The organism is Mycobacterium paraffinicum, assembly GCF_025822865.1.
Taxonomy (GTDB): domain Bacteria; phylum Actinomycetota; class Actinomycetes; order Mycobacteriales; family Mycobacteriaceae; genus Mycobacterium; species Mycobacterium paraffinicum.
In genome coordinates this window covers 95,638-121,108 of the sequence record NZ_JACKUR010000013.1, presented here as the reverse complement: position 1 = coordinate 121,108, position 25,471 = coordinate 95,638, and the positions used below count along the sequence as shown (strand labels likewise).

Here is a 25,471-nt window from a genome sequence, read left to right as displayed (position 1 = left end):
ATCTGAGTTGGCTTGCCCAAAGCGGGCGGGCTGGAAGGATGTCAGTGTGCCTAGGCCCTACCCCCGTGAATTTCGCGACGACGTCGTCCGCGTTGCCCGTAACCGCGACGACGGGGTGACGATCGAGCAGATCGCCACCGATTTCGGCGTGCACCCGATGACGTTGACCAAGTGGATGCGCCAAGCCGACGTCGACGAGGGCGCCAAGCCGGGTAAGAGCACCAATGACTCCGCTGATCTGCGCGAGCTACGACGCCGAAATCGGTTGTTGGAACAAGAGAATGAAGTCTTACGGCGGGCAGCGGCGTACTTGTCGCAGGCCAATCTGCCGGGAAAAGGGTCTACCCGCTCGTAAGTGAGCTCGCCGCCGACGGGATTCCCGTCGCGGTGACGCGCCGGGTACTCAAGCTCGCCCGCCAGCCCTACTACCGCTGGCGGGCAAATCCCATCACCAATGCCGAACTCGTCGAGGCATACCGCGCCAACGCCCTGTTCGACGCGCACGGCGAGGACCCCGAGTTCGGCTACCGCTACCTCGTCGAGGAGGCCCGTGAGGCCGGCGAGCCGATGGCCGAGCGCACCGCCTGGCGCATCTGCTCACAGCAGCAGTTGTGGAGCGTGTTCGGCAAGAAGCGCGGCAAGAACGGCAAACCAGGACCGCCGGTGCACGACGATCTGGTCCAGCGCGACTTCACCGCTGAAACGCCAAACATGTTGTGGCTCAGCGACATAACTGAGCATTATACCGGCGAGGGCAAGCTCTACCTCTGCGCGATCAAGGATGCATTCTCCAACCGCATCGTGGGTTATTCGATCGACTCCCGAATGAAGTCACGCCTGGCGACCGCCGCGCTGCGCAACGCGGTCGGCCGCCGTGGGGTGGTCGCCGGCTGCGTGGTTCACACGGACAGAGGGTCGCAGTTTCGAAGTCGAAAGTTCGTCCAGGCCCTGCACCATCACGGCATGGTCGGCTCAATGGGACGTGTCGGCGCGGCCGGCGACAACGCGGCGATGGAGAGCTTCTTCAGCCTGCTGCAGAAGAACGTCCTCGACCGCCGCCGCTGGGCCACCCGAGAGGAGCTGCGGATCGCCATCGTCACTTGGATCGAACGCACCTACCACCGACGTCGCCGCCAAGGCGCCCTCGGCCGGTTGACCCCCGTCGAATACGAAGCCATCATGACCACGACGGCCAGTCAGGCCGCGTGACCGAAATTGTCACCTGATCGTGTGCAGCAGACCCACTTCCTGATAGAGCTTGGCACAGGCCTCTTTGGTAGGTGCACCGTCCTCGCGTGAGTCAGATGCATCGGGGTCGGGAGGCATATTAGACACGGCACGACCTCAGGACGGCGGTCTCACATGTCACGCCGACGCGCCGTTTGCTGTGGTGGGTCTGCTCCCGCAGCGCGGGGACAATATGGAGACCTTTCGGTCACATCGGTCACATCTGTCACAGGCAGCAAACACTCCGAAACGACAACAACCCTGCCTGAGCAGTGCGTTTGCGTGGTGCGCCGTCAGGGTTTCGAACCCCAGACCCGCTGATTAAGAGTCAGCGGCTGTCAGCGATGCCTGGGCTACCGGCGTCGCCGCGAAAACGTCAGAGTAGCTCTATCTGCTCAGGTTCCTCGACGCTAGGCCCGTTAAACTCCACCAGCGTATGACGGATCATGGACGGTTCGTACGCCACTGGTTGGTCGAAGTCAAACAACCAGAACGCTATTTATCGACAATAGGTTGTTTGACAAGTAGCCACTGAGTAGAGTAACAGACGTGCTCTCTGCTTCGATTCCTGCCCGCTTGGTCGACGCAGGCGTGCGGATGGTGACTGGTGATGCACACAGCATCACATACCGAATCGATGGCCGCGCCGTAGTAGCGGACCTGGTTCTGGCAGAACGTGTGCCATCTCCGGCCGCAGTCCTTAGTCGTGTGCGCCGCCATCCAGGCCGCCGCGTATTCGTGGTGTGCGAGACCATCTCAGATGAGGCACGTTCAGCGCTCCTGGCTCAGGCTGACGTGGATCTCAGCGTCGGCAGCACCGGCGAACTGGTGCTCTCCGGGCGAACCTACCGAACGCCAACACCAGGACGGCCGCCCCGCGCCGCCAGCGAGCGCAGCTGGCGGCGGCGGGCGGCTGAACGGGTCTGTGTGCTTACGCGCGGTCACCTCCGCCAACGCGACATTGCCGCGGCCATCGGAGTTAGCCAGCAGGCGGTGTCCAAAATGACCGAGAAGGATCCGCTGCCGGACACGCCGATGACCGAGGCTGCGCGCCGGGAGCTCCTGGTGAAACTGGCATTGGTACCTGCGGACAGCGGACTTGTCGAAACGTACTGGTATGGAATGGATCCGGTAGTGGAGCAGGTGCGCAGTGCGACCCGACTCGGCGCCGAGCTCACCGTGCCGATCCTTGCTGGTGGCGAGGTCGCCGCCGACGTCCTGCGACCGTGGCGGGTACCAACCAGAGGTCTGGTCTATGCCAAAGAACTGGTCGACCTCTCCGAGTTCGGTTTGGTGGAGGCCACCGCCGAGGAAGCGACCTTGACTGTGCGGGTTCCCGCCGACCCGACCGTCTGGACGACCGCGGCCTGGTGGCGGCGGGTTCGTGATACGCAGCGTTCCGACATCATCACTGTGGATCCAGTGATTGCGCTTCAGGACCTCAGCGGCGGTGCCGATCTTGGCGACGGTGCACCGCAGCATCTCAGCGACTGGATCGTGCACCGGTGACCGGAACAGCATCGGTGCAAATCGCCTGCACTGCGGTGGCCGACGACAACGGAATGCGTGCACTGCGTGACGTGGCCGCAGTCACTGCCGACATCGAGTACCGCGTCATCGGCGGTCACATGGTGCGACTGCTGCGGCACGTCTACAACGTGTCGGGCATACCGCGACTGACCTCCGACGCAGACACCGGGATCGACGTCAACGTGGCGTCCACCGGGAACCTCCACGATCGACTCACCGCACTGGGGTACACCGCTGAGTGCGGCAACCGCTACGAGCGGGGTGAGCAAGCGGTCGACCTCTTAGTTCCCACCGCAGCCAAACCAGGCGAGCCGCGCGCAGCGGCACTTACGTGAGTGCGGCATGGTGCCGTAGGTGCTGTGCCGATGCAGGGCTGCGTAGACCTCATCGATGTAGGTCTTGGGGTTGTCGGCCCAGTCCGGGTTCTGGCTCATGTCGAGCATGAAGTCGGCGTCGAACTCGTTGTCACCGACGGGGTTGATGATCGTGCGGTGTGCCCAGGAGCCTTGCGGCGTCTTGCCGGTGATCAGCGCACCGATTTCGACGTCGGCTTTGAGTGCCTTGTAGATGGCTTCGACGCGCTGGTTGAGTAGGTCCAGTTTGAACTGGCTGAGATTGACCGTGTCTTTCAGCAAGACGTTGAAGTGGTCAGCGAGTTGCATTGGGGGCCTCCGTGTGTGAAATGCTGCCCGGATCGTCGCGGTGTCGGCGTCCGTTCACCGGTGTGTATGCGGGCGCCTGGTGGTCAGCGAATTTCGCGGTGTAGCTAGGGCTGAGTTCTCGGCTGACTGAGGCAGCGAGGCCGGCCACGTCCTTTGGGTCCGCCGAGTCCAGTGCGTAGAGGCCGCCGGGCACTAGAGCGTCGAAGCGCGTGTAGTTGGATTTGCCGATCAAGTGTTCGGCGAGGCCCTGTCCGCCACGGCTGCTGGCGTTAAGGATCAGCGGGGCAATCGGTCTTGCCCAGTGTAAGAGTCCGCCGCGGTCCAAGCGCTTGGGGTGATCGGTCAGCTGATCAATGGTGCCGACGTTGAGGACGGTAATCGCGTCGAGAGGAACACCGAGCATGCTGACGGCCTCGGCGATCGCGACGACAGCCGGGTTGTTGGCCCATACTCCGCCGTCAATGAGCCTGTGTCCGTCGACGTACGCCGCGGGGAAGTACAGCGGCGCCGCCGAGGTCGCCAGTGCAACGTCCACCATCGGTATGCGCCAGTCGCGGGTCAGCCGTGTGTGGTGCGGAGTCTTGAAGATGTGCACGGCCCCGCGTTGTACATCCCACGCGGGAATGACGAGTCGCTTCGTGCTGTCGCCAAGGAGTCGGGCTCCGAGGACGCCGGTCAACGCTTGCCGCAGCGCCTCTGCGTCATAGATGGGCGATCTCAGCTGCCGTGGTCGGCGCCATCCTCGCCGCCTCGACGCCGGAAAGACTTTCTCGACCAGTTCTTCGCTTCCCTGGAAACGCAGGCCGGAGGCTTCACGTCTGCTCGCAGATGTCACTTCTCGTGACCGTGGCTTCGATGCCGTCGTGATCGGGGAACCTGCTCGCGCGTTCTACGGACCGCAATTTGCGCTCACCTTCCCGGTGCTCACGCACTACGGGGTCGGCCTATGGGTGCCTGAAGTTGGCGGAGCGGTTGATCCCGGATCCGAGGCACACGACCTCGTGATGACGCTCTTTGGCGGAATGAGCAAGGGAGAACGTGCGCGAATCCAGATGCGCGTGCGTACCGCGATGTCGGCACTCGCGCAGGACACAACCAGATACCTCGGCGGTCGCCCACCGTACGGTTATCAACTCGTCGATGCCGGCCCGCACCCAAACCCCGCCAAGGCAAGTCTTGGGCAGCGTCTTCACCGCCTGGAGCCTGACCCCGAGACCGCCCCGACCGTCGAGCGGATCTATCGCATGTATGCCGATGGTGCTGGCTTGCGCTTCATCGCACAGCAGCTCACCGACGATGGAGTGCCATCACCGAGCCAATACGACCCGGCACGGAACCGGCATCGTGACCCACGTGGATGGTCCCATTCGGCGATCCGCGCCATTCTCGACAACCCTGCGTACCGCGGTATCCGTGTCTGGGGCAAGCAGGAGAAGTATGAGGTCCTTTTGAACCCCGATGATGTCGCCGCGGGATATGAGACTCGCATGCGGTGGCGCGATCGGGCCGACTGGATCGCACCCGATCGACGCACGCACGAAGAGCTGATCCCTGATGAGCTGGCGCAGGCTGTTCGTCTCCGGATGCAGGCGCGGCGTGGTCCCGGTCGCGTGTGCAGCAGAGAATCGACAGAGCCGTATGCGCTGCGTGGGCTGCTGTTCTGCGCCGCATGTGGACGGCGAATGCAGGGCGCCGCCCGGCCGGGGAAGCAAACAACGCGGATCCTCTACCGTTGTGAGTTCGGCAAGTCACGTTCTGTACCTGTGGACCTGAGTGATCATCCGCGCACCGTCTATCTCCGCGAAGACGCAGTGACAGCGCGACTCGACGAATGGATCGCCACTCTGGCCGATCCAGAAGACCTCGCACGCGGGCAAGACGTGGACCCGGCGGCCGGACCTGGCTACGCCGCCTTGCAGCGCCAGCTGAGCGAGGCGAATGCCAAAGTGGCCGCCTTGATCACCGCCGTGGAGTCTGGCGTGGCCGTTGAGGATCTAACTGCTGCGTTGCGTCAACGTACCGCCGAGCGCGACGAGCTGAGGGCACGCGTTGAGCGAGTGGAGCGGCCCCGCGCCATGTGTGCCGCCGAGATCAGTGAGTTAGTTAAGGAGTTAGGCGGACTGTCGGTCATCCTCGGCGCGGCAACCGGAGCTGAGCGCGCCGAGGTGTACGCAAGCTTGGGCCTGCGTCTCGACTACGACCCGCATCTTCGGCGAGTCACGGCGACTGCCGACCTGAGTCGTGTCGCCGGATGTGTCCGAGGGGGGACTTGAACCCCCACGCCCATTAGTAGGGCACTAGCACCTCAAGCTAGCGCGTCTGCCATTCCGCCACTCGGACAAACCAACCGCATGGGTTGGCAGCTAAGGCTATCGGATTGTCTCACGCGCGCCCAACCCAGCCGGGCCGCTCAGCACCGAGCCCGGCGGCCCCGGCAATGGTAGGAAAGGTGGTTGTGACCGCCCAGACCGAGTTCCCGAGCAGCCCGAGTGACGACGTGGTCGAGGTCGTCAGCAGGCTGATCCGATTCGACACCACCAACACCGGCGAACCGGAGACGACGCGGGGCGAGGCCGAGTGCGCGCAGTGGGTCGCCGAGCAACTCGCTCAGGTCGGGTACGCGCCAAAATATGTGGAATCGGGTGCCCCGGGCCGCGGCAACGTGATCGCCCGCCTCGCGGGCGCCGACAGCTCGCGCGGCGCGCTGCTGATCCACGGCCATCTCGACGTGGTGCCGGCCGAACCGGCCGAGTGGAGCGTGCAACCGTTCTCCGGCGCGGTCAAGGAAGGGTTCGTCTGGGGCCGCGGGGCGGTCGACATGAAGGACATGGTCGGCATGATGATCGTGGTGGCCCGGCGGTTGAAGCAGGCCGGGATCGTGCCGCCACGGGATCTGGTGTTCGCCTTCCTGGCCGACGAGGAACACGGCGGCACCTTCGGGGCGCAATGGCTGGTCGACAATCGGCCAGACCTGTTCGAGGGGGTCACGGAGGCAATCGGCGAAGTGGGCGGCTTCTCGTTGACCGTGCCCCGCCGCGACGGGGGCGAACGCCGGCTCTACTTGATCGAGACCGCCGAGAAGGGTTTGTCCTGGATGCGGCTGACCGCCCGCGGCCCGGCCGGACACGGATCGATGGTGCATGACAGCAACGCCGTCACCGCCGTCGCCGAGGCGGTCGCCCGGGTGGGCCGGCACCAGTTTCCCCTCGTGCTGACCGACACCGTCGCCCAGTTCCTGGCGGCCGTCAGCGAGGAGACCGGGCTGACGTTCGACGTCGACTCCGGTGACCTGGCCGGGGCGGTCGAAAAGCTCGGCCCGATGGCCCGCATGCTCAAGGCCGTGCTGCACGACACCGCGAACCCGACGATGCTCAAGGCCGGGTACAAGGCGAACGTCGTCCCGGCCGTCGCGGAAGCGGTGGTCGACTGCCGAATCCTGCCGGGCCGCAAGGAGGCGTTCGAGGCCGAGGTCGACGAACTGCTCGGCCCGGACGTCACACGGGAGTGGATCAAGGACTTCTCGTCCTATGAGACGAGCTTCGACGGCGACCTGGTGGACGCCATGAACGCCGCCGTGCTGGCCCTCGACCCGGATGGCCGCACGGTACCCTACATGCTCTCCGGTGGAACTGACGCAAAATCGTTCGCGCGCTTGGGTATTCGTTGTTTCGGTTTCAGCCCGCTGCGGTTGCCGCCGGACCTCGATTTCACCGCGTTGTTCCATGGCGTCGACGAGCGGGTACCCGTTGACGCGCTGAAGTTCGGCACCGAAGTGCTGGCACACTTCTTGACACACTGCTGAAGACACGACACGTAACGAGAGGATCGCTCATGAGCACCGCGCCCGACCCGTACGCCGCGCTGCCGCAGCTGCCGACGTTCACCCTGACATCGGAGTCGATCACCGACGGCCAGTCGCTGGCCAAGCCACAGGTCAGCGGGATCATGGGCGCGGGTGGAGAAGATGTCAGCCCGCAGTTGAGCTGGTCGGGATTCCCGGGGGAGACCCGCAGCTTCGCCGTCACCGTCTACGACCCCGATGCGCCGACGGCCTCGGGGTTCTGGCACTGGGCGGTGGCCAACCTGCCGGCCGACGTCACCGAACTGCCCGCGGGTGCGGGCGACGGAAGCGACCTGCCCGGCGACGCGCTGACGCTGGTCAACGACGCCGGGATGCGCCGCTACATCGGTGCGGCGCCGCCGCCCGGGCACGGGCCGCACCGGTACTACATCGCGGTGCACGCCGTGGACGTCGACAAGCTCGACCTCGGCGAGGACGCCAGTCCCGCCTACCTCGGCTTCAACCTGTTCCAGCACGCGATCGCGCGCGCCGTTATTCACGGCATGTACGAACAGAAGTAGTCCCCGCGTCCTACGGCCCGTTCTTGTCGGCGGGCGGCGATAGTATTCGAACATGCGTTCGATTGACTCGTCTCACGGGCATCCGTCTGAGGCGTGGGCTCCTCCCGAGTTGGTTGCCGCGTACGAGGAGTACGCGTTTCTGACCGGCCGGCTGCATGCACTCATCTATGAGTTGACCAGTCCGTTCGGACGGCCGCGATGACCGACCGTGAGGCGATCCAGGACGACGTCGACGCGTTGCGCGCGGTGGTGTCGCGCTTCCAGGGGCATTCGTATGAGGCGCTGACCAATCCGGAGCGGTTGCACTTGCTGGAGGTCCTCGAGTGTGAGACGCGCCGGCTGCAGGTGCCCAGTCATCAATTGATCAATCAGGTTGGCGAGCAGGCTGATTCGGCGGAGTTGGGTGGCAAGCTGTCGTGGGCGTTGGCCGATCGGCTGCACATCACCCGCGGTGAGGCGAGCCGTCGCATCGCCGAGGCCGCCGACCTGGGGCCGCGCCGGGCGCTGACCGGTGAGCCGTTGGCGCCGGTGTTGCCCGCCACCGCGGCCGCCCAGCGCTCCGGGGCCATCGGGGGCGATCACGTGGCGGTGATCCGGCGGTTTTTCCACCAGCTGCCCGACTGCGTGGACATCGACACTCGTGAGCAGACCGAGAATCACCTGGCGTCCGAGGCCACTCACTATCGCCCCGATGAACTCGCCAGGCTCGCTCGTTACTTGACGGACTGCCTCAATCCCGACGGCAACTACACCGATGCCGACCGGGCGCGGGCGCGGGGGCTGGTGCTGGGGCACCAGCGGGCCGATGGCATGTCCAAGCTGAGTGGGTGGCTCACCCCCGAGGCCCGCGCCACCTGGGAGGCGGTGCTAGCCAAGCTGGCCGCGCCGGGCATGTGCAACCCCGACGACGAGGCGCCGGTCGTCGATAATGCGCCGAGCGAGGAGGCGGTGCAGCGCGACAGCCGCAGCGCCGCGCAGCGCAACCACGACGGCCTCAACGCTGCGCTAAGGGCCATGTTGGGCAGTGGCAAGTTGGGTCAGCACAACGGGTTGCCGGCGAGCATAGTCGTGACCACGGCGCTGAAAGACCTCGAGTCCGCCGCCGGTAGGGGCTTGACCGCCGGGGGCACCCTGCTGCCCATGTCCGACGTGATCCGCCTGGCCCGCCACGCCCACCACTACCTAGCCGTCTTCGACAAGGGCAACGCGGTGGCGCTGTACCACAGCAAGCGCCTGGCCTCACCGGGGCAACGAATTGTCTTGTACGCCAAGGATCGCGGCTGCTCGGCGCCGGGCTGTGATGTGGCGGGGTACTACTGCGAAGTCCACCACGTCCAAGACTGGGCGAACACCCACCGCACCGACATCGATCAACTCACCCTGGCCTGCGGGCCGCACCACCGCCTCCTGGACAAGGGCTGGATCACCCGAAAACGCGCCAACGGCGACACCGAATGGATCCCACCGCCGCACCAGGATCGCGGGCAGCCACGCGTCAACACGTTCCAGCACCCGGAGAAGGTGCTGGCCGAAGACGGCGATGACGAAGAAGCCGACGAAGAAGGGGCGGCTTAAATCGCCGGCCCGCCGGTTTTCGGCGCGGCCGAGCCCACCGCATCGCCGAGCGAGGCGAACCCGCCGTCGCGCAACCGGCGCGCAAGGCCGTCGTGAATGCGCTTGGGCCACAAGCCTCCTCCGTAGATGAAGCCGGTATAGCCCTGCAGTAGCGACGCGCCCGCGGTGATGCGTTCCCACGCGTCGTCGGCCGTTTCGATGCCACCGACGCTGATCAGCACCAGGCGATCACCGACCCGGCCATAGAGCCGGCGCAGCACCTCGGCGGCGCGGCGTGCCACCGGCGGCCCGGAAATGCCGCCGGGACCGAGCGCGTCAACCCCCAGCGTCCGAAGGCCGGCACGCGACACGGTGGTGTTGGTGGCGACGATCCCGGCCAGGCCCAGCTCGACAGCCAGGTCGGCGACATCGTCGAGATCGGCATCGGAAAGATCGGGCGCGATCTTGACGAGCACCGGCTTCGACGTCTCGGCGAGGACGGCCGACAGGATGGGTCGCAGCGACTCGACGGCCTGTAGGTCGCGCAGGCCGGGCGTGTTCGGCGAGCTGACGTTGACCACCAGGTAGGACGCCAGCGGCCCGACCAGTCGGGCGCTGGCCCGGTAGTCGTCGACGGCCTCGGCGGCCGGCGTGGACTTCGTCTTGCCGATGTTGACCCCGATCGGGATGTCGGGCCGGTGACGCGCGAGCTGGATCGCCAGCGCACCGGCGCCGAGGTTGTTGAAGCCCATCCGGTTCAGCAGGGCGCGGTCGGCGGGCAGCCGGAACATCCGCGGGGGCGGGTTGCCGGGCTGCGCGTTCGCGGTGACGGTCCCGACCTCCGCGTACCCGAATCCCAAGGCGCCCCAGGTCATCAACCCCTTGCCGTCCTTGTCGAAGCCGGCCGCCAGCCCGAGCGGACCCGGGAACCGCACCCCGAACACCGTGCTCGCCAGCACGGGATCGGTAGGGCCAAGCAGGCGGTGCAACAGCCGCCGCGTCAGGCCGATGGCGGTGGCGCCACGTAACACCGCAAAGACCAGCGTGTGGATGCGCTCGGGCGGAATCAGGAAGAACAGCCGTCGCACGAGGCCGTACACCAGGCCGTCGCGCGGCGGGGCCATCGTCACAGTTGCGGCTGGTCGGGTCGGCGGCTGTCCAGGCGAGACTTCTTGCGGCGCAACAGCACTCGTCTGCTGCCGTCGGTGTAAAGGCGCACCCGGGTCAGCTCCCAGCCCCGGTATTCGGCCTCGATGGACAGCCGGATGGACGCGCTGACACGGGTCACCTCAGGCGGCAGGCGCAGCGGCACCCACTCGTATTCGTCGGACAGCTCGGTGTCCCAGCCCGCGGGCAACTGACTTCGGCGCGGCGCGGTCAACGCTTGCCCGCCGCGTGTTCGATGACCTGAACCCCAGCACCGGACCCCGACACCACGTACAAGGTGTCTGACGCTTCGTCGAAGGCCAGTGAGTTCGGTTGCTGCACGGTCGGGTAACGCACCTTATCGACGGGAATTCCGGTGGACAGATCGTAACCAATCACCATATTGGAAGCGGTCTGGGTTACCCAGCTCAACCCGCGCGAGCCGGCCAGGCCGTATGGCGCCTGGGGCACCGGATAGGCCTGCCGCAAGATCAGCGGGTCGATGCCGTACACCAGCAGCTGTCCGCCCCGGGTGTCGGCGACCAGCACCCGGCCCCACGGGTCCGCGGCCATGGTGGTTGCGCCCTCGCCCGCCCGCAGCGCCTGGCGGGCTTGACCGTCGGCGCCGATTGTGGTCACCGAGGTTTGCCCCCGGTCCAGGACTGCCGTCGTATTCCCTTGTGTGGCAAGCGCATCGACGCGGGCGAAGATCTTGGTCCGATTGCCGATGGTAGCGGTCTCGACGCTGCCCGGCGTCGGCGAGGCAACGGTATAGACGGCGCCGTCGGCGCTGCCCAGCACCAGTTTGCCGTCGGCGCGTTGGGCCACCGCGGTGAAGTCGGCCTGCTCGGCGTCGGTGACCTTCACAAGTCTGGTGTGGCCGGTGGTCAGGTCGACCACGGCATAGCCACCCCGGACGGCCAGGAAAAGCGTGCCGTGGCCGTCGTCGGTCAACGAGGTCGCCGGCACCGGCAGGTCGATGACGCGCGGTGCGGTCCTGGGGTCACCGAAGATGGTGACGGTGGCCGGCCCGGGCGGATCGGCGGCGGGCGCCAGCACCGCCAGCTGGTGGGTGCCGTCGTCGAACGCCGCGGCGCTGGCGCGGGCGGCCAGCGCCCGCACCTCGCCGGCCGGGTTCTGTGACACCGGCGGCGACACGGCGGCGACGGCCGGTTCGATCGTGGGCGGTGCGGATTTGAATGTATTCGACGAACATCCCGCGACGGCGCCCAGCAAAAGCGCGACGCCAAGCAAACGCCGGTGAGCTGCCGATCGGCGACGCATGTGCGTTGACAGCAATTATTTTCCCTCGCGTAACGACTATGGACTGGGCATACTAAGGAACGCCTTCGCATCCAATATGGCCATGTCGCCTACATCAAGTCCCGCGGGCGAGGTATGGTCGGGCCATGGCCGTCACCGTTGACCGGCATACCGCGGAGAAAGAGTTTGCTGTCGAGGATTTGTCGACAGGCATTTTCGCCAGCGGGTATGGACAAGTCGGTGATGGGCGCAGTTTTGCGTTCCACATCGAGCACCGATCGCTTGTCGTCGAAATTTACCGACCGCGCCTTGCCGGGCCGGTTCCCCAGGCAGATGAGGTGGTCGCCAGGGCGATCCGCAGCCTGGTCGATATCGACGTCTCCGACGAGCGCAGCCTGATCGCCGCCGTTCGTGACTCGGTGGCGCACGCGGTCCCGGTCACGCGCTAGTCAAGAACCGGCACCCGCACCGGGTACGGTCGTGATCGTGGTTTGGGTGACGTCTCGGTGGGACACCGCGGCATGACGGTCATCCTGTTGCGCCATGGTCGCTCCACCTCCAACACCGCCGGCGTCCTCGCCGGACGCTCCGAGGGCGTCGACCTTGACGACAAGGGCCGCGATCAGGCCGCCGGGCTGATCGACCGGATCGGTGACCTGCCCATCCGGGGGCTGATCAGTTCGCCACTGCTGCGTTGCCGGCGCACGCTCGAGCCGCTCGCCGAGGCGCTGTGCCTCGAACCGCTCGTCGAAGACCGGCTCGCCGAAGTGGACTACGGGGACTGGACCGGCCGCAAGATCGCCGAGCTGGCCGGCGAGCCGCTCTGGCGGGTCGTGCAGGCCCACCCGAGTGCGGCGGTATTCCCCGGCGGCGAGGGGCTGGCGCAGGTGCAGGCGCGCGCCGTTGCCGCTGTCCGGGAACACGATCGGCGGCTGGCGGCAGAGCACGGCGGCGACGCCCTGTGGGTGGCCTGCACTCACGGTGATGTCATCAAGGCGGTCGTGGCCGACGCGTACGGCATGCACCTGGACGCGTTCCAGCGGGTCACCGCCGACCCGGCGTCGGTGAGTGTGATCCGATACACCGAACTGCGCCCGTTTGTGTTGCACGTCAACCACACCGGTGCGAAGTTGGCTGCAGCGCTGCGGGCCGGACCACCACCCAAGGACGGGCCCCAGGATGAGGCGAAGGCGAAGACGGACGGTGAGTCCGGGGCGGGGCCAACGGAACAGCCGGCCGCGGCCGTAGCGTCCGGCGACGCGGTGGTCGGCGGCTCGACCGATTAATTCGGCTGTCGCGGGGCAATCGAATCGCACGGCGAAGGCAACAGCCGGTATTTTGGAGGTGCCATGGCCCGCGCAATTCACGTCTTCCGCACACCCGACCGCTTCGTGGCCGGGACCGTTGGTCAGCCCGGAAACCGCACGTTCTACATACAGGCGGTGCACGATGCCCGGGTGGTGTCGGTGGTGTTGGAGAAGCAGCAGGTGGCGGTGCTGGCCGAGCGCATCGGTGCGCTGCTGCTCGAGGTGAATCGCAGGTTCGGCACCCCGGTGCCGCCGGAGCCCGCCGAGGTCGAGGACCTGAGCCCGCTGATCACCCCCGTCGATGCCGAGTTCCGGGTCGGAACCATGGGCCTCGGCTGGGATTCGGAGGCCCAGACCGTGGTGGTCGAGCTGCTGGCCGTCACCGACGCCGAATTCGACGCCTCGGTGGTGCTCGACGACACCGACGAGGGTCCCGACGCGGTGCGGGTGTTCTTGACGCCGGAGTCGGCGCGGCAGTTCGCCACGCGCTCCAACCGCGTCATCTCAGCGGGGCGCCCGCCGTGCCCGCTGTGCGACGAACCGTTGGATCCGGAGGGCCATATCTGCGCGCGCGCCAACGGTTATAGGCGCAGCGCGCTGCTCGGGCCTGACGATGAACTTGAGGCCTGACGACCGTGAGGTGTTGCGCAACGGCGAGCTGACGGTCATCGGACGCATCCGCTCAGCCAGCAACGCCACCTTCTTGTGCGAGTCCACGCTCGGCGAATCGACCGTGCACTGCGTCTACAAGCCGATCTCCGGCGAAGCCCCGTTGTGGGACTTTCCCGACGGAACGCTGGCCGGCCGCGAACTCGCGGCCTACCTGGTATCGACGCAGTTGGGGTGGAACATCGTGCCCTACACGGTGATTCGTCACGGTCCGGCCGGTCCGGGCATGCTGCAACTCTGGGTGGACCAACCGGGCGACGCCGCCGACTCCGACCCGAGGCCCGGCCCGGACCTGGTCGACCTGTTTCCCGCCAACCAACCCCAGCCCGGTTACCTGCCGGTGCTGCGGGCCTACGACTACGCCGGCGACGAGGTCGTGTTGATGCACGCCGACGACATCCGGCTGCGGCGGATGGCGGTCTTCGACGTGCTGATCAACAACGCCGACCGCAAAGGCGGCCACGTGCTGCGCGACGTCGAGGGCCACATCTACGGCGTCGACCACGGTGTGTCCCTGCATGTCGAGAACAAGCTGCGTACGGTGCTGTGGGGCTGGGCCAACAAGCCGGTCGACCAGAAGATGCTGGAGGCGGTCGCCGGGCTCAGCGAGGCCCTGACGGGCGCGCTGTGCGACGAACTGGCCGAGCACATCACGCGGGCGGAGATCGCGGCGCTGCGCAGGCGCGCGCACGCGCTGCTGGACGATCCGGTGATGCCGGGACCCAACCGGCACCGACCCATTCCGTGGCCGGCCTTCTAGGGCGGCCCTCTGAGGCCGGACGTGTGAGGCCGGACGTGTGAGCCCCGCACGGGCGTCGGAGATACTAAACCGGTGAGCCGTGCCCCGGATGAGCTGACCGACGCCGCATTGGCCGCCGAACTCGCCGCGGACGCGGGGGAGCTGCTGCTGAAAGTGCGCGACGAGATCGGCTTCGGTCATCCGTGGGCGTTGGGCGACGCCGGGGACACCTTGGCCAACGAGCTGATCCTGCGGCGGCTGCGCGCGGAGCGCCCTGACGATGCCGTGCTCAGCGAGGAGGCCTACGACGATCTGGTCCGGCTCAAGCACGACCGGGTGTGGATCATCGACCCGCTGGACGGCACCCGTGAGTTTTCCACGCCGGGCCGCGACGACTGGGCGGTGCACATCGCGCTCTGGCAGCGCCCCAGCAACGGCCAGCGGGAGATCACCGACGCCGCGGTGTCATTGCCGGCCCGCGGGAACACGGTGTACCGCACCGACACCGTGACCGCCGACGCCGCGCGCGTCGGCATACCGCACACGTTTCGCATCGCCGTCAGCGCCACCCGGCCGCCCTTCGTGCTGCACCGGATGCGCCAGTCCCTTGCGATCCAGCCGGTGGCCATCGGTTCGGCGGGCGCCAAGGCGATGGCCATCATCGACGGCGACGTCGACGCCTACCTGCACGCGGGCGGGCAGTGGGAGTGGGATTCGGCCGCCCCGGCCGGGGTGGTGATGGCCGCCGGGATGCACGCCTCCCGGTTGGACGGCTCGCCGATGCGCTACAACCAGTTCGATCCGTACCTACCCGACTTCGTGATGTGCCGCGCCGAGGTGGCACCGATCCTGCTCGCTGCCATCCGCGACGCATGGCGCTAGGTCACCGCGTTTAGAGTCGATGCCATGCAGTCGTGGGAGTTTCCGCCGCTTCCGGTGTTGCCGGGACGTGGCCCGGAGCTCCGGCTGTATGACACCTCCGACCGGCAGGTGCGGCCGGTGGCGGCCGGATCGACCGCGACAATGTACGTCTGCGGCATCACCCCGTATGACTCCACTCATCTCGGTCATGCGGCCACTTATTTGGCCTTCGACCTGGTCTACCGGCAGTGGCTGGACCTCGGCCACGATGTGCACTACGTGCAGAACGTCACTGACGTCGACGATCCGCTGTTCGAACGCGCCGACCGCGACGGCGTCGACTGGCGTGAGCTCGGCGATCGTGAGGTCGCGCGCTTCCGCGAGGACATGGCGGCGCTGCGGGTCCTGCCGCCGCGCGACTACGTTGCGGCCACCCAGGCGATCCCCGAGGTGGTCGAGCTCGTCGAAAAGATGTTGGCGTCGGGGGCGGCGTACGTCGTCGACGGCGACTACCCGGACGTCTACTACCGGGCCGACGCCACGCCCCAGTTCGGCTACGAGTCCGGTTACGACCGCGAAACCATGCTGCGACTCTTCGAGCAGCGCGGCGGCGACCCACGGCGGCCCGGCAAGAGCGACGAGCTGGACGCCCTGCTGTGGCGCGCGGCGCGGCCGGGGGAGCCGAGCTGGCCGTCACCGTTCGGCGACGGCCGGCCCGGCTGGCACGTCGAGTGTGCGGCGATCGCGCTCAGCCGCATCGGCAGCGGCCTGGACATCCAGGGCGGGGGCAGCGACCTGATCTTCCCGCACCACGAGTTCACCGCCGCACACGCCGAGTGTGTTCGAGGCGAACGGCGATTCGCCCGGCACTATGTGCATGCCGGGATGATCGGCTGGGACGGCCACAAGATGTCGAAGAGCCGCGGCAACCTGGTGCTGGTATCGACGTTGCGCGCGCAGGGCGTCGAGCCGGCGGCCATCCGGCTGGGCCTCCTGTCCGGGCACTACCGCGCTGACCGGTTTTGGAGCCAGCAGGTGCTCGACGAGGCCAACTCCCGGCTGCGGCGCTGGCGCACCGCGACTGCCCTGCCCGCCGGCCCGGACGCCGCCGATGTGATCGCGCGGGTGCGCCAATACCTGGCCGATGACCTGAACACACCCAAAGCGCTTGCCGCGCTTGATGGTTGGTCCACCGATGCCCTCGAATACGGCGGCCACGACACCGGGGCGCCAAAGCTGGTGGCGACCGCGATCGATGCGCTGCTCGGGGTGGACATCTAAAGGCGGTACCTTGACGCCATGACGTCGCTGCAGGACAAAGTCGTTTTGATCACCGGCGGGGCCCGGGGAATCGGCGCCGAGGTCGCACGCAGGCTGGGCAAGAAGGGCGCCAAGCTCGTGCTCACCGACCTCAACGATGTCGAGCTGGCCGCGCTGGCCGCCGAGATCGGCGGCGACCGGGTGCTGACCGCGGTCGCCGACGTGCGCGACCTGCCGGCCATGCAGGCCGTGGCCGCTCGGGCGGTCGAGCGCTTCGGCGGCATCGACGTCGTGGTGGCCAACGCCGGCATCGCCAGCTACGGGTCGGTGTTGCAGGTCGATCCCGAGGCCTTCAAGCGGGTGATGGACATCAACGTGCTCGGCGTCTTCAACACCGTGCGCGCCACGCTGCCGGCGGTGATCGAGCGCCGCGGCTACGTGCTCATCGTCTCGTCGCTGGCCGCCTACGCCGCCTGCCCGGGCCTGGTTCCCTACAACGCGTCGAAGGCCGCCGTCGAGATCTTCGCCAACGCGCTGCGGCTGGAGGTCGCCCACCGCGGCGTCAGCGTCGGTTCGTCGCACATGTCGTGGATCGACACCGCGCTGGTCCGCGACACCGAGGCCGACCTGCCCGCCTTCGGCCAGCTGCTCGCCAGTTTCCCGTGGCCGTTGAACAAGACCACCACCGTCGACAAATGCGCGGACGCGTTCGTCAAGGGCATCGCGGCTCGCCGGAATCGGATCTACTGCCCCCGCTGGGTGGCCCTGTTCCGCTGGATCAAGCCGGTGCTGTCCACCGGGGTCGGGGAGCTGCCCCTGCACAAACCCACGGCGGAGCTGCTGCCCCAGCTGGACGCCCAGGTGGTCGCGCTCGGCCGGTCCACCAGCGCCTACAACCAGGGCTTGGGCAAAAAGGCTTAGCGGCCGAGGTTTACCGGCCGAACCCGGGGCGGCGGCGGCGCAAGTACCGCTCGAACTCGGCGGCGAGCGCGTCGCCGTCGATCTTGCCCAGGGCCTCGTTCATGTCGACCTCGGCGTCGCCGCGCTGCTCCAGCGACGACACGTATTCGGCCAAATCCTCGTCCTCGGAAGCCATCTCGGTAATGGCCTGCTCCCATTCCTCGGCCTCCGTCGGCAGGTCGGCCAGGGGAACCTCGATGTCGAGCACGTCCTCGACGCGGCGTAGCAACGCCACCGTCGCCTTCGGGTTCGGCGGCTGGGACACGTAGTGCGGCACCGCCGCCCAGAACGTCACGGCGGGAATCCCGGCGGCCACGCAGGCGTCCTGGAACACCCCGGCGATGCCGGTCGGGCCCTCGTAGCGGCTCTCCTCGAGCCCGAAGCGCTTCGCCGACTCGGGGGAGTAGGCCGCGCCCGAGACCGGCACCGGCCGGGTGTGCGGCGTGTCGGCCAGCAGGGCACCCAGGATGACCACGGTGTCCACGTTGAGCTTGTCGGCGATGGCGACCAATTCGGCGCAGAAGGTGCGCCAGCGCATGTTGGGTTCCACCCCGTGCATCAGCACGACGTCGCGGTCGCTGCCCGGCGGCCGACAGTGCGAGATGCGCATCGCCGGCCACACCAGCTCCCGGGTGACGCCGTCGACCTGCCGAATGACCGGGCGATTCACCTGGTAGTCGTAATATGCCTCGTCGTCGATCTCCAGGATCGGGTCGGCTTCCCAGATGGCCTCGAGGTGCTCGAGCGCGTCGCTGGCCGCGTCGCCGGCGTCGTTCCAGCCCTCGAACGCCGCCACGACGATGGTGTTGTGCAGTTCGGGCAGCGCGGCTTCTCTGTTGGGGAGGCCCTGGGGCGGGGTCACAGATTTAGCGTACGGCCTTGCGCCCCGATGTTCGGTGCGCGGTGGCCGTCGATTGCCGGCCGATGCGCGCTTCACCGGGCGATTTGCATAGCCCGGCTATCCTTCTAGGGGTGGCTGCCGCAGACGAACACCGCTACGACACCGATATCCACGACATTTTGGCGCAGCAGGTGACGGTCTGCGACGCGGTAGAGACGAAATACGTTCAGCTGCAAACTGGTTAACATTGGTAACTACGACATCGCCGACAAGATCTGCGAGGTGGCGGGTACGGGCACTGCGAACGCCAAGCGGGTCACGTCGAGCTGGGCGTCCAGACCTCGAGTGGGGACGTAGACTTTTCTGGTCGAGAGGCGTTGCAACGGTTCGCCGGTCCATACCGGTGTCCGCCACGCTCGGCAGAGTCAAGGACGCCTTCCGCTATGGAAGGAACGTACGTGAACGCCCCTAAAAGCGCACCGGCGTCAGAGACCTTCGTGCCGAACATCCGCCCCGACTGCACCGACGAGCTGACGGCCGCTCTGCGCCAGCGGATCATGGTGATCGACGGCGCGATGGGCACGGCGATCCAGCGGGACCGGCCGGACGAGGCCGGCTATCGCGGCGACCGGTTCACGGAGTGGCCGACCGCTCTTCAGGGCAACAACGACCTGCTCAACCTGACGCAGCCGCAGATCATCGAGGGGATCCACCGCGAGTACCTCGAGGCGGGCGCCGACATCCTGGAGACCAACACGTTCAACGCGAACGCGGTCTCGCTCTCCGACTACGGCATGCAGGACCTGAGCTACGAGCTGAACTACGCCGGTGCCGCCCTGGCGCGGGCGGCCGCCGACGAGTTCAGCACCCCGGAGAAGCCCCGCTACGTCGCCGGCGCAATCGGGCCGACGACGCGCACCGCGTCGATCTCGCCGGACGTCAACGACCCCGGAGCCCGCAACGTCTCGTATGACCTGCTGGTCGCCGCCTACCTCGAAGCCGCCAACGGCCTGGTCGACGGCGGTGCCGACCTGCTCATCATCGAGACGATTTTCGACTCGCTGAACGCCAAGGCGGCGGTGTTCGCCGTCGAGACGCTGTTCGAGGAGCGCGGACGGCGCTGGCCGGTGATCATTTCGGGGACCATCACCGATGCTTCCGGACGGACGTTGTCCGGCCAGGTCACCGAGGCGTTCTGGAACTCCATCAGGCACGCCAAGCCGCTGGCGGTCGGCCTGAACTGCGCGCTGGGCGCGCCGGAGATGAGGCCCTACATCGCCGAGATGGCGCGGATCGCGGACACCTTCGTCTCCTGTTACCCGAACGCCGGCCTGCCCAACGCCTTCGGCGAATACGACGAGGACCCGGAGCGCCAGGCGAGCTACATCGCCGACTTCGCCGAGGCCGGCCTGGTCAACCTGGTCGGTGGCTGCTGCGGGACGGCGCCCCCGCACATCGCGGAGATCGCTAAGGTCGTCGAGGGCAAGCCGCCGCGCGAGCTGCCGGAGATCGAGGTGGCCACCCGGCTTTCGGGCCTCGAGCCGCTCAACATCACCGACGACTCCCTGTTCGTGAACATCGGTGAGCGCACCAACATCACCGGCTCGGCCCGGTTCCGCAACCTGATCAAGGCCGAGGACTACGACACCGCCCTGTCGGTCGCCCTGCAGCAGGTCGAGGTCGGTGCGCAGGTCATCGACATCAACATGGACGAGGGCATGATCGACGGCGTCGCCGCGATGGACCGGTTCACCAAGCTGATCGCGGCCGAGCCGGACATCAGCCGAGTCCCGGTGATGATCGACTCCTCCAAGTGGGAGGTCATCGAGGCGGGCCTGAAGAACGTGCAGGGCAAGCCGATCGTCAACTCGATCTCCATGAAGGAGGGCGAGGAGAAGTTCATCCGCGAGGCGCGGCTGTGCCGCAAGTACGGCGCCGCCGTGGTCGTGATGGCCTTCGACGAGCAGGGTCAGGCCGACAACCTGGAGCGCCGCAAGGAGATCTGCGGTCGCGCCTACCGGATCCTGACCGAAGAGGTCGGTTTCCCACCCGAGGACATCATCTTCGACCCGAACTGCTTCGCGCTGGCGACCGGTATCGAGGAGCACGCGACCTACGGGATCGACTTCATCGAGGCCTGCGCCTGGATCAAGGAAAACCTTCCGGGGGTGCACATCTCCGGCGGTATCTCGAACGTGTCGTTCTCGTTCCGGGGCAACAACCCGGTCCGTGAGGCGATTCATTCGGTGTTCCTGTTCCACGCCATCAAGGCCGGCCTGGACATGGGCATCGTCAACGCCGGCGCGCTGGTGCCCTACGACTCGATCGACCCCGAGCTGCGGGAACGGATCGAGGACGTCGTCCTGAACCGTCGCGAGGACGCGGCCGAACGGCTCCTGGAGATCGCTGAACGGTTCAACAGGTCGGAGAAGTCCGAAGACCCGGCGGCGGCCGAATGGCGCAGCCTCCCGGTCCGCGAGCGGATCACGCACGCCCTGGTCAAGGGCATCGACGCCCACGTCGACGCCGACACCGAGGAACTACGGGCCGAGATCGCGGCCGCGGGTGGTCGCCCGATCGAGGTGATTGAGGGCCCCCTGATGGACGGCATGAACGTCGTCGGTGATCTGTTCGGCTCGGGCAAGATGTTCCTTCCCCAGGTCGTGAAGTCGGCCCGGGTCATGAAGAAGGCCGTTGCGTACCTGCTGCCGTTCATCGAGGCGGAGAAGGAAGAGTCGGGCGCTGCTGCGGGCAAGGACACCAACGGCACGATCGTGATGGCGACCGTGAAGGGTGACGTCCACGACATCGGCAAGAACATCGTCGGAGTCGTCTTGCAGTGCAACAACTTCGAAGTGATCGACCTCGGCGTGATGGTGCCCGCCGAGAAGATCCTGGCCGCGGCGAAGGAGCACGACGCCGACATCATCGGGCTGTCCGGCCTGATCACCCCGTCGCTGGACGAGATGGTCAACTTCGCCGCCGAGATGGAACGCCAGGGCCTGGAGATCCCGCTGCTGATCGGCGGCGCGACCACCTCGCGCGCCCACACGGCCGTGAAGGTGTCACCGCGGCGCAGCGGTCCGGTGGTCTGGGTCAAGGACGCGTCCCGCTCGGTGCCGGTCGCTGCCGCGCTCCTCGACGACAAGCAGCGCCCAGCGTTGCTGGAGGCCACCGAGAAGGACTACGCGTCGCTCCGCGAACGGCACGCCCAGAAGAACGAGCGGCCGATGGTGACGCTGGAGAAGGCCCGCGCCAACCGGACGCCGATCGAGTGGGACGGCTACACGCCGCCGGTGCCCGCCCAGGGCCTCGGTGTGCGGGAATTTCATGACTATGACCTCGCGGAGTTGCGTGAGTACATCGACTGGCAGCCGTTCTTCAACGCATGGGAGATGAAGGGCAGGTTTCCCGACATCCTCAACAACCCCGTCTCGGGCGAGGCCGCCCGCAAGCTGTACGACGACGCCCAGGAGATGCTCGACACCCTGATCAAGGAGAAGTGGCTGACCGCCAACGGGGTGATCGGGTTCTTCCCGGCCAACGCCATCCCCGGCGGCGAGGACATCGAGGTGTACACCGATGAGGCCCGTACCGAGGTGCTGACGACGTTGCGCAACCTGCGCCAGCAGGGTGAGCACCGCGACGGCATCCCGAACCGGTCGCTGGGCGACTACATCGCGCCCAAGGACACCGGTCTGGCTGACTACATCGGCGCCTTCGCCGTCACCGCGGGGCTCGGCAGCCAGGAAAAGATCGCGGAGTTCAAGGCAGCCGTCGACGACTACAGCGCGATCCTGCTGGAGTCGATCGCCGACCGGCTGGCAGAGGCTTTCGCCGAACGGATGCACCAACGGGTCCGCAAGGAATTCTGGGGATTCCAGCCCGACGAGCAACTCGACAACGAGGCACTCATCGGTGAGAAGTACGTGGGAATCCGCCCGGCCCCGGGCTACCCGGCCTGCCCGGAGCACACCGAGAAGGTGACGCTCTGGAAGTTGATGGATGTCAAGGAGCGGACCGGCATCGAGCTGACGGAGTCGATGGCGATGTGGCCCGGCGCCGCCGTCAGCGGCTGGTACTTCTCGCACCCGCAGTCGCAGTACTTCGTGATCGGTCGGATGGCCCAGGACCAGGTCGCCGACTACGCGAAGCGCAAGGGCTGGACCCTGCAGGAAGCCGAGCGCTGGCTCGCCCCGAACCTCGGCTACAACCCCGAGGACTGAGCCGACTGACAATCCCGGCGGTGCAGGCGCTAGATGCGCAGCACCGGCGCCAAGGCGGACAGCGGGATGTGTGCTTGCACCGTGCCGCCGTCCATGAACCACTGCATGACACCGGGCATGAAGTTGAGGGGCTCGTCGTGAGCCACCGGATAGTCGGGCATGTACAGGATCAACTCGTCCGGAGTGACCGCCCAGGCCTTGTACGCCCCGGAGTACACCTTGTCCGGAGTCCAGCGGTCGACGGTGAACGGGTAGGTTCCCGGGTCGTGTTGCGGCGGCGCCTGATTGAGCGCGGTTTCGATAAACGGTTGAGCCAGTGGGGGAATGGCCGTCAGCGGATTTGACGTCGTCAGATCCGCCAGCTGCACCCGCCGGCCGCTTGCCATGTCGAACGTGAAGGTCCGGTAGGCGTTGTTGGGTTTCGGCCCGTCGGCGTGGTAGTCCTCGTGGAACACGGCGCTGAGTAGATTGCCGTGCCGGAATACTTCGAAGTTCTCCTCGCCGTAGCTGTCGGCGGCCATGGCGCCGTTGGCCGTCTTCCAATTGTTGACCAGGGTGCGCAGATAGTCGCGGATCACCGGGCCCGTGGTGGGGTTGTCGACCAGGTCGTCGGGCACCGCGACCTTGATATCCCGGACGGCCTTGCGTTCCGACGTGACCGAGGTGTGGCAGTACTGGCCGTCCCAGTCGCCGCCGAGCTCGCCGCAGAACGACGGGGCGGATGCGTGTGCACTGGCGGGAATCGTTGCGGCGGCGATCATCACCGATGCCGCGAGTATTCGCCGCATCACAGCAGCTGGACCTTGCTTGCCCGCCAGCGGCCGTCGACCTTTTCCATGGTCATCTTGATTCGGCTGCGGTCGATGCGCGGGTCGGGCGCGGCGGTGTTGGTGACGGTCTGGTCGATGAAGACCAGCACGACAACCTTGTTGGCCGACTCCGACTGAATCGCCGAGTCCACCACTACGCCGTGCGCGGTCGCCTTGTTGTCGATCAGCAGTTGCCGAAGCTTGACGCTGGACTGGGTGTACATGTCCTTGAACTCGCCCGTCGCGCCATCGAGAACCTGCCTGAAGTTCTCGTCGACCTTGTTCGAATCAATGCTCGTCAGCACTTGCGCGTAGGCGATGGCCGCCTGTTGGGCCTGGTCGCCGGCCAGTTTGACCTGATGCTCCTGCCACAGCCGCCAGCCGAGGAACCCCGAAACTGCAAGTGAGGCAACGAGTAACGCCGGCAACACGCTACGACGCAGATAGTGCTTCCACGGGCGCTTAGGGCGGTCGCTCTCGGCACGCTTGCCTTTGAGCAGCGCACCGACGTCAGCGCCCTCGCCTTCGTCGAATTGCCCATCATCGTCTTGGCCGGCCGCCCCGTCGACGGCATCGACGGATTCGTCGACGCGCGCCTCGTCCGCTTCTTCGGTTGCGGATTCCGGTGTTTCGGCGTCCGGCTCCAGGTCGGCGCGCGCCTTGGCCTTAGGGTTCTTCTTGGTGGTCACGATCACGGTCATCTCCTAGGGATCGGCTCAGATGTTAGGTCAGTGGGGCGGTTCGATCGGCAGTTGCGGCCCGCCGTAGGGGGTGGGGATGGTGTAGCGGCCCCGCGGGGTCGGATCGGTCCGCTGGCCCAGGTTCGCACCCGGCGGTGGGCCGGCGGTGTCGTCGCCGCCGGGCCGCGGCGCGTTCTTGGCGCCGCGGATCGAGACCGCGGGGTCGTCGTCGCGGCAGTAGGTGTACATGAACGGCTCGTAGTAATCGGCGGCGGAGGAGGCATGCGATGGCGTCCCGTAGTCGCACACATAGCGGGGGTAGAGGTCGGCCGTCGCCCACACCCCGTGGTCGTGGAAGGTGCTCGTCACCGCGTCCAGCACCGAACCACGGTAGTCAGGGAACAGCGCGTTGAGCGCCGGCACCCGCAGATAGAACAGCTGCGACATGGTGGCCATGCTGCCCAGCAGTTGCACCATCGTGTCGGAATTGTCGGAGAACAGGTTGTCGACAGCCGACAGTGTGCGCGGCGTCTGGTCGGTCAAGCGGCGGTAGCCGGCTTGCATCCTGGCCACGCCGGTCAGTGTTTTGTCGAGTTTCGTTGCGGCAGAACCCAAACCGGCGTTCTTGTCGCTAGCCAGGGTGAGCACGACCCGGCTGGTCTTGATGATGCTGGTGGTTTGGGGGAGCACCGAATCAAGGGTCGACAGCAGGAACGTGCCGCCGTCGACGATGGCGGTCAGTTTCGCCGGACCCTCCCTGCTCAGGCTCAGCTCCTTTTTGATCAACTCGAGCTTGTGGGGGTCGACCTGGGCCAGTAGCCCGTCGGCGTCGGCGAGCAACTGCGCCAGGCTGACCGGGACGGTGGTGTGGTCCGAGGTGATGAGGCTGCCGTCGTGCAGGTACGGTCCGGCGTCGGATGCGGCCTCAAAGTTGATGTATTGCTCACCGGCCGGCGAGAGCGCGGACACGTGCACGAAGCTGTTGGCCGGGATCCGCACCTTCGACGCTATGCTGGCGACGGCGTTGACCCCGTTGTCGGTGATCTGTAGCGACTCGATCCGGCCAACGCGCACTCCGCGCAGCGCGACATCCTGATTCGGCAGCAGGCCGCCGGATTCCGCCAACTGCACGGTGACCCGGTAGGACGAGGCGAATGGCTTCACCCGCAACGCGCCGATGAGCAGGTAGGCGGTGGCGACGACCAAGATGAGCACCAGCCCGGCCACCGACAGCCAGACCTGGTGCCGGTGACCGGTACGCACCGCCCGCACAACGGTATTGGCGAAGCCGTCGACGGCGCGGATCATGGTTGTGGTCCTGGCGTGGCCGGTGCCGGCGGCGGCCCGGGGGCGACGTCGATTTGGCCCGGGATGT

At 66.9% G+C, this 25,471-nt stretch carries 22 protein-coding genes, 1 tRNA gene and 3 pseudogenes; 16 read left to right on the top strand and 10 right to left on the bottom strand.

Annotation, left to right across the window (positions count from 1 at the left end; translation table 11 throughout):
- Positions 1–46 precede the first annotated feature (46 nt).
- From H7J89_RS03325 to H7J89_RS03315, 3 genes and pseudogenes are all read left to right on the top strand, one after another.
- Positions 47–1,209 (top strand): IS3 family transposase gene (locus H7J89_RS03325; RefSeq protein ID WP_225323256.1). Its coding sequence is split into 2 segments (ribosomal slippage): positions 47–331 and positions 334–1,209, totalling 1,161 coding nucleotides; the frame shifts between segments, so codons are not numbered across the junction.
- Positions 1,210–1,824: 615 nt separating this feature from the next.
- A complete protein-coding gene (locus tag H7J89_RS03320; RefSeq protein WP_005110606.1) occupies positions 1,825–2,736 on the top strand; it encodes a hypothetical protein in 912 nt (303 codons plus the stop codon).
- A pseudogene (locus H7J89_RS03315) lies at positions 2,733–3,068 on the top strand (hypothetical protein); the annotation flags it as partial. The gene H7J89_RS03320 and the pseudogene H7J89_RS03315, both read left to right, overlap by 4 nt.
- Here H7J89_RS03315 and H7J89_RS03310 read toward each other — a convergent pair.
- Both H7J89_RS03310 and H7J89_RS03305 read right to left on the bottom strand, forming a co-directional pair.
- Positions 3,060–3,419 (bottom strand): annotated as a pseudogene (locus H7J89_RS03310) (SMODS domain-containing nucleotidyltransferase); the annotation flags it as partial. The pseudogenes H7J89_RS03315 and H7J89_RS03310 sit on opposite strands and share 9 nt — an antisense overlap.
- Positions 3,406–4,128 carry a patatin-like phospholipase family protein gene (locus H7J89_RS03305; RefSeq protein ID WP_345317539.1) on the bottom strand — a complete coding sequence of 241 codons (723 nt, stop codon included), beginning with the start codon at positions 4,126–4,128 and terminating at the stop codon, positions 3,406–3,408. The gene H7J89_RS03305 and the pseudogene H7J89_RS03310, both read right to left, overlap by 14 nt.
- Here H7J89_RS03305 and H7J89_RS03300 point away from each other — a divergent pair.
- Positions 4,127–5,692: a recombinase family protein gene (locus H7J89_RS03300; RefSeq protein WP_264036463.1), complete on the top strand. Its 1,566-nt coding sequence runs from the start codon at positions 4,127–4,129 to the stop codon at positions 5,690–5,692. The two genes, H7J89_RS03305 and H7J89_RS03300, sit on opposite strands and share 2 nt — an antisense overlap.
- Here the strand turns inward: H7J89_RS03300 and H7J89_RS03295 are convergent.
- A tRNA-Leu gene (locus H7J89_RS03295) sits at positions 5,674–5,759 on the bottom strand. The genes H7J89_RS03300 and H7J89_RS03295 overlap by 19 nt on opposite strands.
- A gap of 97 nt (positions 5,760–5,856) precedes the next feature.
- On the opposite strand from H7J89_RS03295, the gene H7J89_RS03290 reads away from it, so the two are divergent.
- The 4 genes from H7J89_RS03290 to H7J89_RS03275 are packed head-to-tail and all read left to right on the top strand — an operon-like array spanning position 5,857 to position 9,356.
- On the top strand, positions 5,857–7,221 hold the full coding sequence (locus H7J89_RS03290; protein WP_264036462.1) for a M20/M25/M40 family metallo-hydrolase: 1,365 nt from the start codon (positions 5,857–5,859) through the stop codon (positions 7,219–7,221).
- A gap of 29 nt (positions 7,222–7,250) precedes the next feature.
- Complete coding sequence (locus H7J89_RS03285) at positions 7,251–7,781, top strand: YbhB/YbcL family Raf kinase inhibitor-like protein (RefSeq protein WP_264036461.1); 531 nt, start codon at positions 7,251–7,253, stop codon at positions 7,779–7,781.
- A 52-nt stretch (positions 7,782–7,833) separates the two neighbouring features.
- A complete protein-coding gene (locus H7J89_RS03280; protein ID WP_264036460.1) occupies positions 7,834–7,983 on the top strand; it encodes a hypothetical protein in 150 nt (49 codons plus the stop codon).
- Positions 7,980–9,356, top strand: a complete 1,377-nt coding sequence (locus H7J89_RS03275; protein ID WP_264036459.1) for an HNH endonuclease signature motif containing protein — start codon at positions 7,980–7,982, stop codon at positions 9,354–9,356. The genes H7J89_RS03280 and H7J89_RS03275 overlap by 4 nt, the downstream gene beginning before the upstream one ends.
- Before the next feature lie 10 nt (positions 9,357–9,366).
- On the opposite strand, the pseudogene H7J89_RS03270 reads toward H7J89_RS03275, so the two are convergent.
- The 3 genes and pseudogenes from H7J89_RS03270 to H7J89_RS03260 form a co-directional block, all read right to left on the bottom strand.
- Positions 9,367–10,435, bottom strand: a pseudogene (locus H7J89_RS03270) (quinone-dependent dihydroorotate dehydrogenase); the annotation flags it as partial.
- A gap of 26 nt (positions 10,436–10,461) precedes the next feature.
- Positions 10,462–10,716, bottom strand: coding sequence for a DUF5703 family protein (locus tag H7J89_RS03265; protein WP_264036458.1), 255 nt, complete (start codon positions 10,714–10,716; stop codon positions 10,462–10,464).
- Entirely contained in the window at positions 10,713–11,765 is a 1,053-nt protein-coding gene (locus tag H7J89_RS03260; RefSeq protein WP_264036457.1) for an SMP-30/gluconolactonase/LRE family protein, read from the bottom strand. Before H7J89_RS03260 ends, H7J89_RS03265 begins: the two co-directional genes overlap by 4 nt.
- Before the next feature lie 125 nt (positions 11,766–11,890).
- On the opposite strand from H7J89_RS03260, the gene H7J89_RS03255 reads away from it, so the two are divergent.
- The 7 genes from H7J89_RS03255 (at position 11,891) to H7J89_RS03225 (ending at position 17,501) form a co-directional block, all read left to right on the top strand.
- Entirely contained in the window at positions 11,891–12,193 is a 303-nt protein-coding gene (locus H7J89_RS03255) for a PIN domain-containing protein (RefSeq protein WP_067200764.1), read from the top strand.
- Between the two features lie 72 nt (positions 12,194–12,265).
- A complete protein-coding gene (locus tag H7J89_RS03250; protein ID WP_264036455.1) occupies positions 12,266–13,030 on the top strand; it encodes a histidine phosphatase family protein in 765 nt (254 codons plus the stop codon).
- A gap of 63 nt (positions 13,031–13,093) precedes the next feature.
- Complete coding sequence (locus H7J89_RS03245; protein ID WP_264036453.1) at positions 13,094–13,681, top strand: DUF3090 domain-containing protein; 588 nt, start codon at positions 13,094–13,096, stop codon at positions 13,679–13,681.
- Entirely contained in the window at positions 13,665–14,480 is an 816-nt protein-coding gene (locus H7J89_RS03240; protein WP_276041643.1) for an SCO1664 family protein, read from the top strand. The genes H7J89_RS03245 and H7J89_RS03240 overlap by 17 nt, the downstream gene beginning before the upstream one ends.
- Positions 14,481–14,552: 72 nt before the next feature.
- Positions 14,553–15,341 (top strand): 3'(2'),5'-bisphosphate nucleotidase CysQ, encoded by a 789-nt coding sequence (locus H7J89_RS03235; RefSeq protein ID WP_264036451.1) that lies wholly within the window; start codon positions 14,553–14,555, stop codon positions 15,339–15,341.
- 24 nt (positions 15,342–15,365) lie between these two features.
- A complete protein-coding gene (gene mshC / locus H7J89_RS03230) occupies positions 15,366–16,601 on the top strand; it encodes a cysteine--1-D-myo-inosityl 2-amino-2-deoxy-alpha-D-glucopyranoside ligase (protein ID WP_264036448.1) in 1,236 nt (411 codons plus the stop codon).
- An 18-nt stretch (positions 16,602–16,619) separates the two neighbouring features.
- Entirely contained in the window at positions 16,620–17,501 is an 882-nt protein-coding gene (locus tag H7J89_RS03225) for an SDR family oxidoreductase (protein WP_264036445.1), read from the top strand.
- Positions 17,502–17,511: 10 nt separating this feature from the next.
- Here H7J89_RS03225 and H7J89_RS03220 read toward each other — a convergent pair whose 3' ends face one another.
- Positions 17,512–18,402 carry a PAC2 family protein gene (locus H7J89_RS03220; RefSeq protein WP_264036442.1) on the bottom strand — a complete coding sequence of 297 codons (891 nt, stop codon included), beginning with the start codon at positions 18,400–18,402 and terminating at the stop codon, positions 17,512–17,514.
- A gap of 422 nt (positions 18,403–18,824) precedes the next feature.
- Here H7J89_RS03220 and metH point away from each other — a divergent pair, with 422 nt between their 5' ends.
- Entirely contained in the window at positions 18,825–22,607 is a 3,783-nt protein-coding gene (gene metH, locus H7J89_RS03215; protein ID WP_264036440.1) for a methionine synthase, read from the top strand.
- A 29-nt stretch (positions 22,608–22,636) separates the two neighbouring features.
- Here the strand turns inward: metH and H7J89_RS03210 are convergent, their stop codons facing one another.
- The 3 genes from H7J89_RS03210 to H7J89_RS03200 are packed head-to-tail and all read right to left on the bottom strand — an operon-like array spanning position 22,637 to position 25,404.
- Positions 22,637–23,398: a mannan-binding family protein gene (locus H7J89_RS03210; RefSeq protein ID WP_264036438.1), complete on the bottom strand. Its 762-nt coding sequence runs from the start codon at positions 23,396–23,398 to the stop codon at positions 22,637–22,639.
- Complete coding sequence (locus H7J89_RS03205; RefSeq protein WP_264036436.1) at positions 23,395–24,117, bottom strand: Rv1363c family protein; 723 nt, start codon at positions 24,115–24,117, stop codon at positions 23,395–23,397. Before H7J89_RS03205 ends, H7J89_RS03210 begins: the two co-directional genes overlap by 4 nt.
- 27 nt (positions 24,118–24,144) lie before the next feature.
- Positions 24,145–25,404, bottom strand: a complete 1,260-nt coding sequence (locus tag H7J89_RS03200) for an MlaD family protein (RefSeq protein WP_264036434.1) — start codon at positions 25,402–25,404, stop codon at positions 24,145–24,147.
- Between the last annotated feature and the right edge of the window lie 67 nt (positions 25,405–25,471).

What these genes read in the sequence shown, in the direction of transcription:
- H7J89_RS03320 (WP_005110606.1), top strand. Translation starts at nt 1,825, where the DNA reads ATGGTGACTGGTGATGCACACAGCATCACATACCGAATCGATGGCCGC.
- H7J89_RS03300 (WP_264036463.1), top strand. Translation starts at nt 4,127, where the DNA reads ATGGGCGATCTCAGCTGCCGTGGTCGGCGCCATCCTCGCCGCCTCGAC.
- H7J89_RS03290 (WP_264036462.1), top strand. Translation starts at nt 5,857, where the DNA reads ATGGTAGGAAAGGTGGTTGTGACCGCCCAGACCGAGTTCCCGAGCAGC.
- H7J89_RS03285 (WP_264036461.1), top strand. Translation starts at nt 7,251, where the DNA reads ATGAGCACCGCGCCCGACCCGTACGCCGCGCTGCCGCAGCTGCCGACG.
- H7J89_RS03280 (WP_264036460.1), top strand. Translation starts at nt 7,834, where the DNA reads ATGCGTTCGATTGACTCGTCTCACGGGCATCCGTCTGAGGCGTGGGCT.
- H7J89_RS03275 (WP_264036459.1), top strand. Translation starts at nt 7,980, where the DNA reads ATGACCGACCGTGAGGCGATCCAGGACGACGTCGACGCGTTGCGCGCG.
- H7J89_RS03260 (WP_264036457.1), bottom strand. Translation starts at nt 11,765, where the DNA reads ATGCGTCGCCGATCGGCAGCTCACCGGCGTTTGCTTGGCGTCGCGCTT.
- H7J89_RS03255 (WP_067200764.1), top strand. Translation starts at nt 11,891, where the DNA reads ATGGCCGTCACCGTTGACCGGCATACCGCGGAGAAAGAGTTTGCTGTC.
- H7J89_RS03250 (WP_264036455.1), top strand. Translation starts at nt 12,266, where the DNA reads ATGACGGTCATCCTGTTGCGCCATGGTCGCTCCACCTCCAACACCGCC.
- H7J89_RS03245 (WP_264036453.1), top strand. Translation starts at nt 13,094, where the DNA reads ATGGCCCGCGCAATTCACGTCTTCCGCACACCCGACCGCTTCGTGGCC.
- H7J89_RS03240 (WP_276041643.1), top strand. Translation starts at nt 13,665, where the DNA reads ATGAACTTGAGGCCTGACGACCGTGAGGTGTTGCGCAACGGCGAGCTG.
- mshC (WP_264036448.1), top strand. Translation starts at nt 15,366, where the DNA reads ATGCAGTCGTGGGAGTTTCCGCCGCTTCCGGTGTTGCCGGGACGTGGC.
- H7J89_RS03225 (WP_264036445.1), top strand. Translation starts at nt 16,620, where the DNA reads ATGACGTCGCTGCAGGACAAAGTCGTTTTGATCACCGGCGGGGCCCGG.
- metH (WP_264036440.1), top strand. Translation starts at nt 18,825, where the DNA reads ATGGAAGGAACGTACGTGAACGCCCCTAAAAGCGCACCGGCGTCAGAG.
- H7J89_RS03205 (WP_264036436.1), bottom strand. Translation starts at nt 24,117, where the DNA reads ATGACCGTGATCGTGACCACCAAGAAGAACCCTAAGGCCAAGGCGCGC.
- H7J89_RS03200 (WP_264036434.1), bottom strand. Translation starts at nt 25,404, where the DNA reads ATGATCCGCGCCGTCGACGGCTTCGCCAATACCGTTGTGCGGGCGGTG.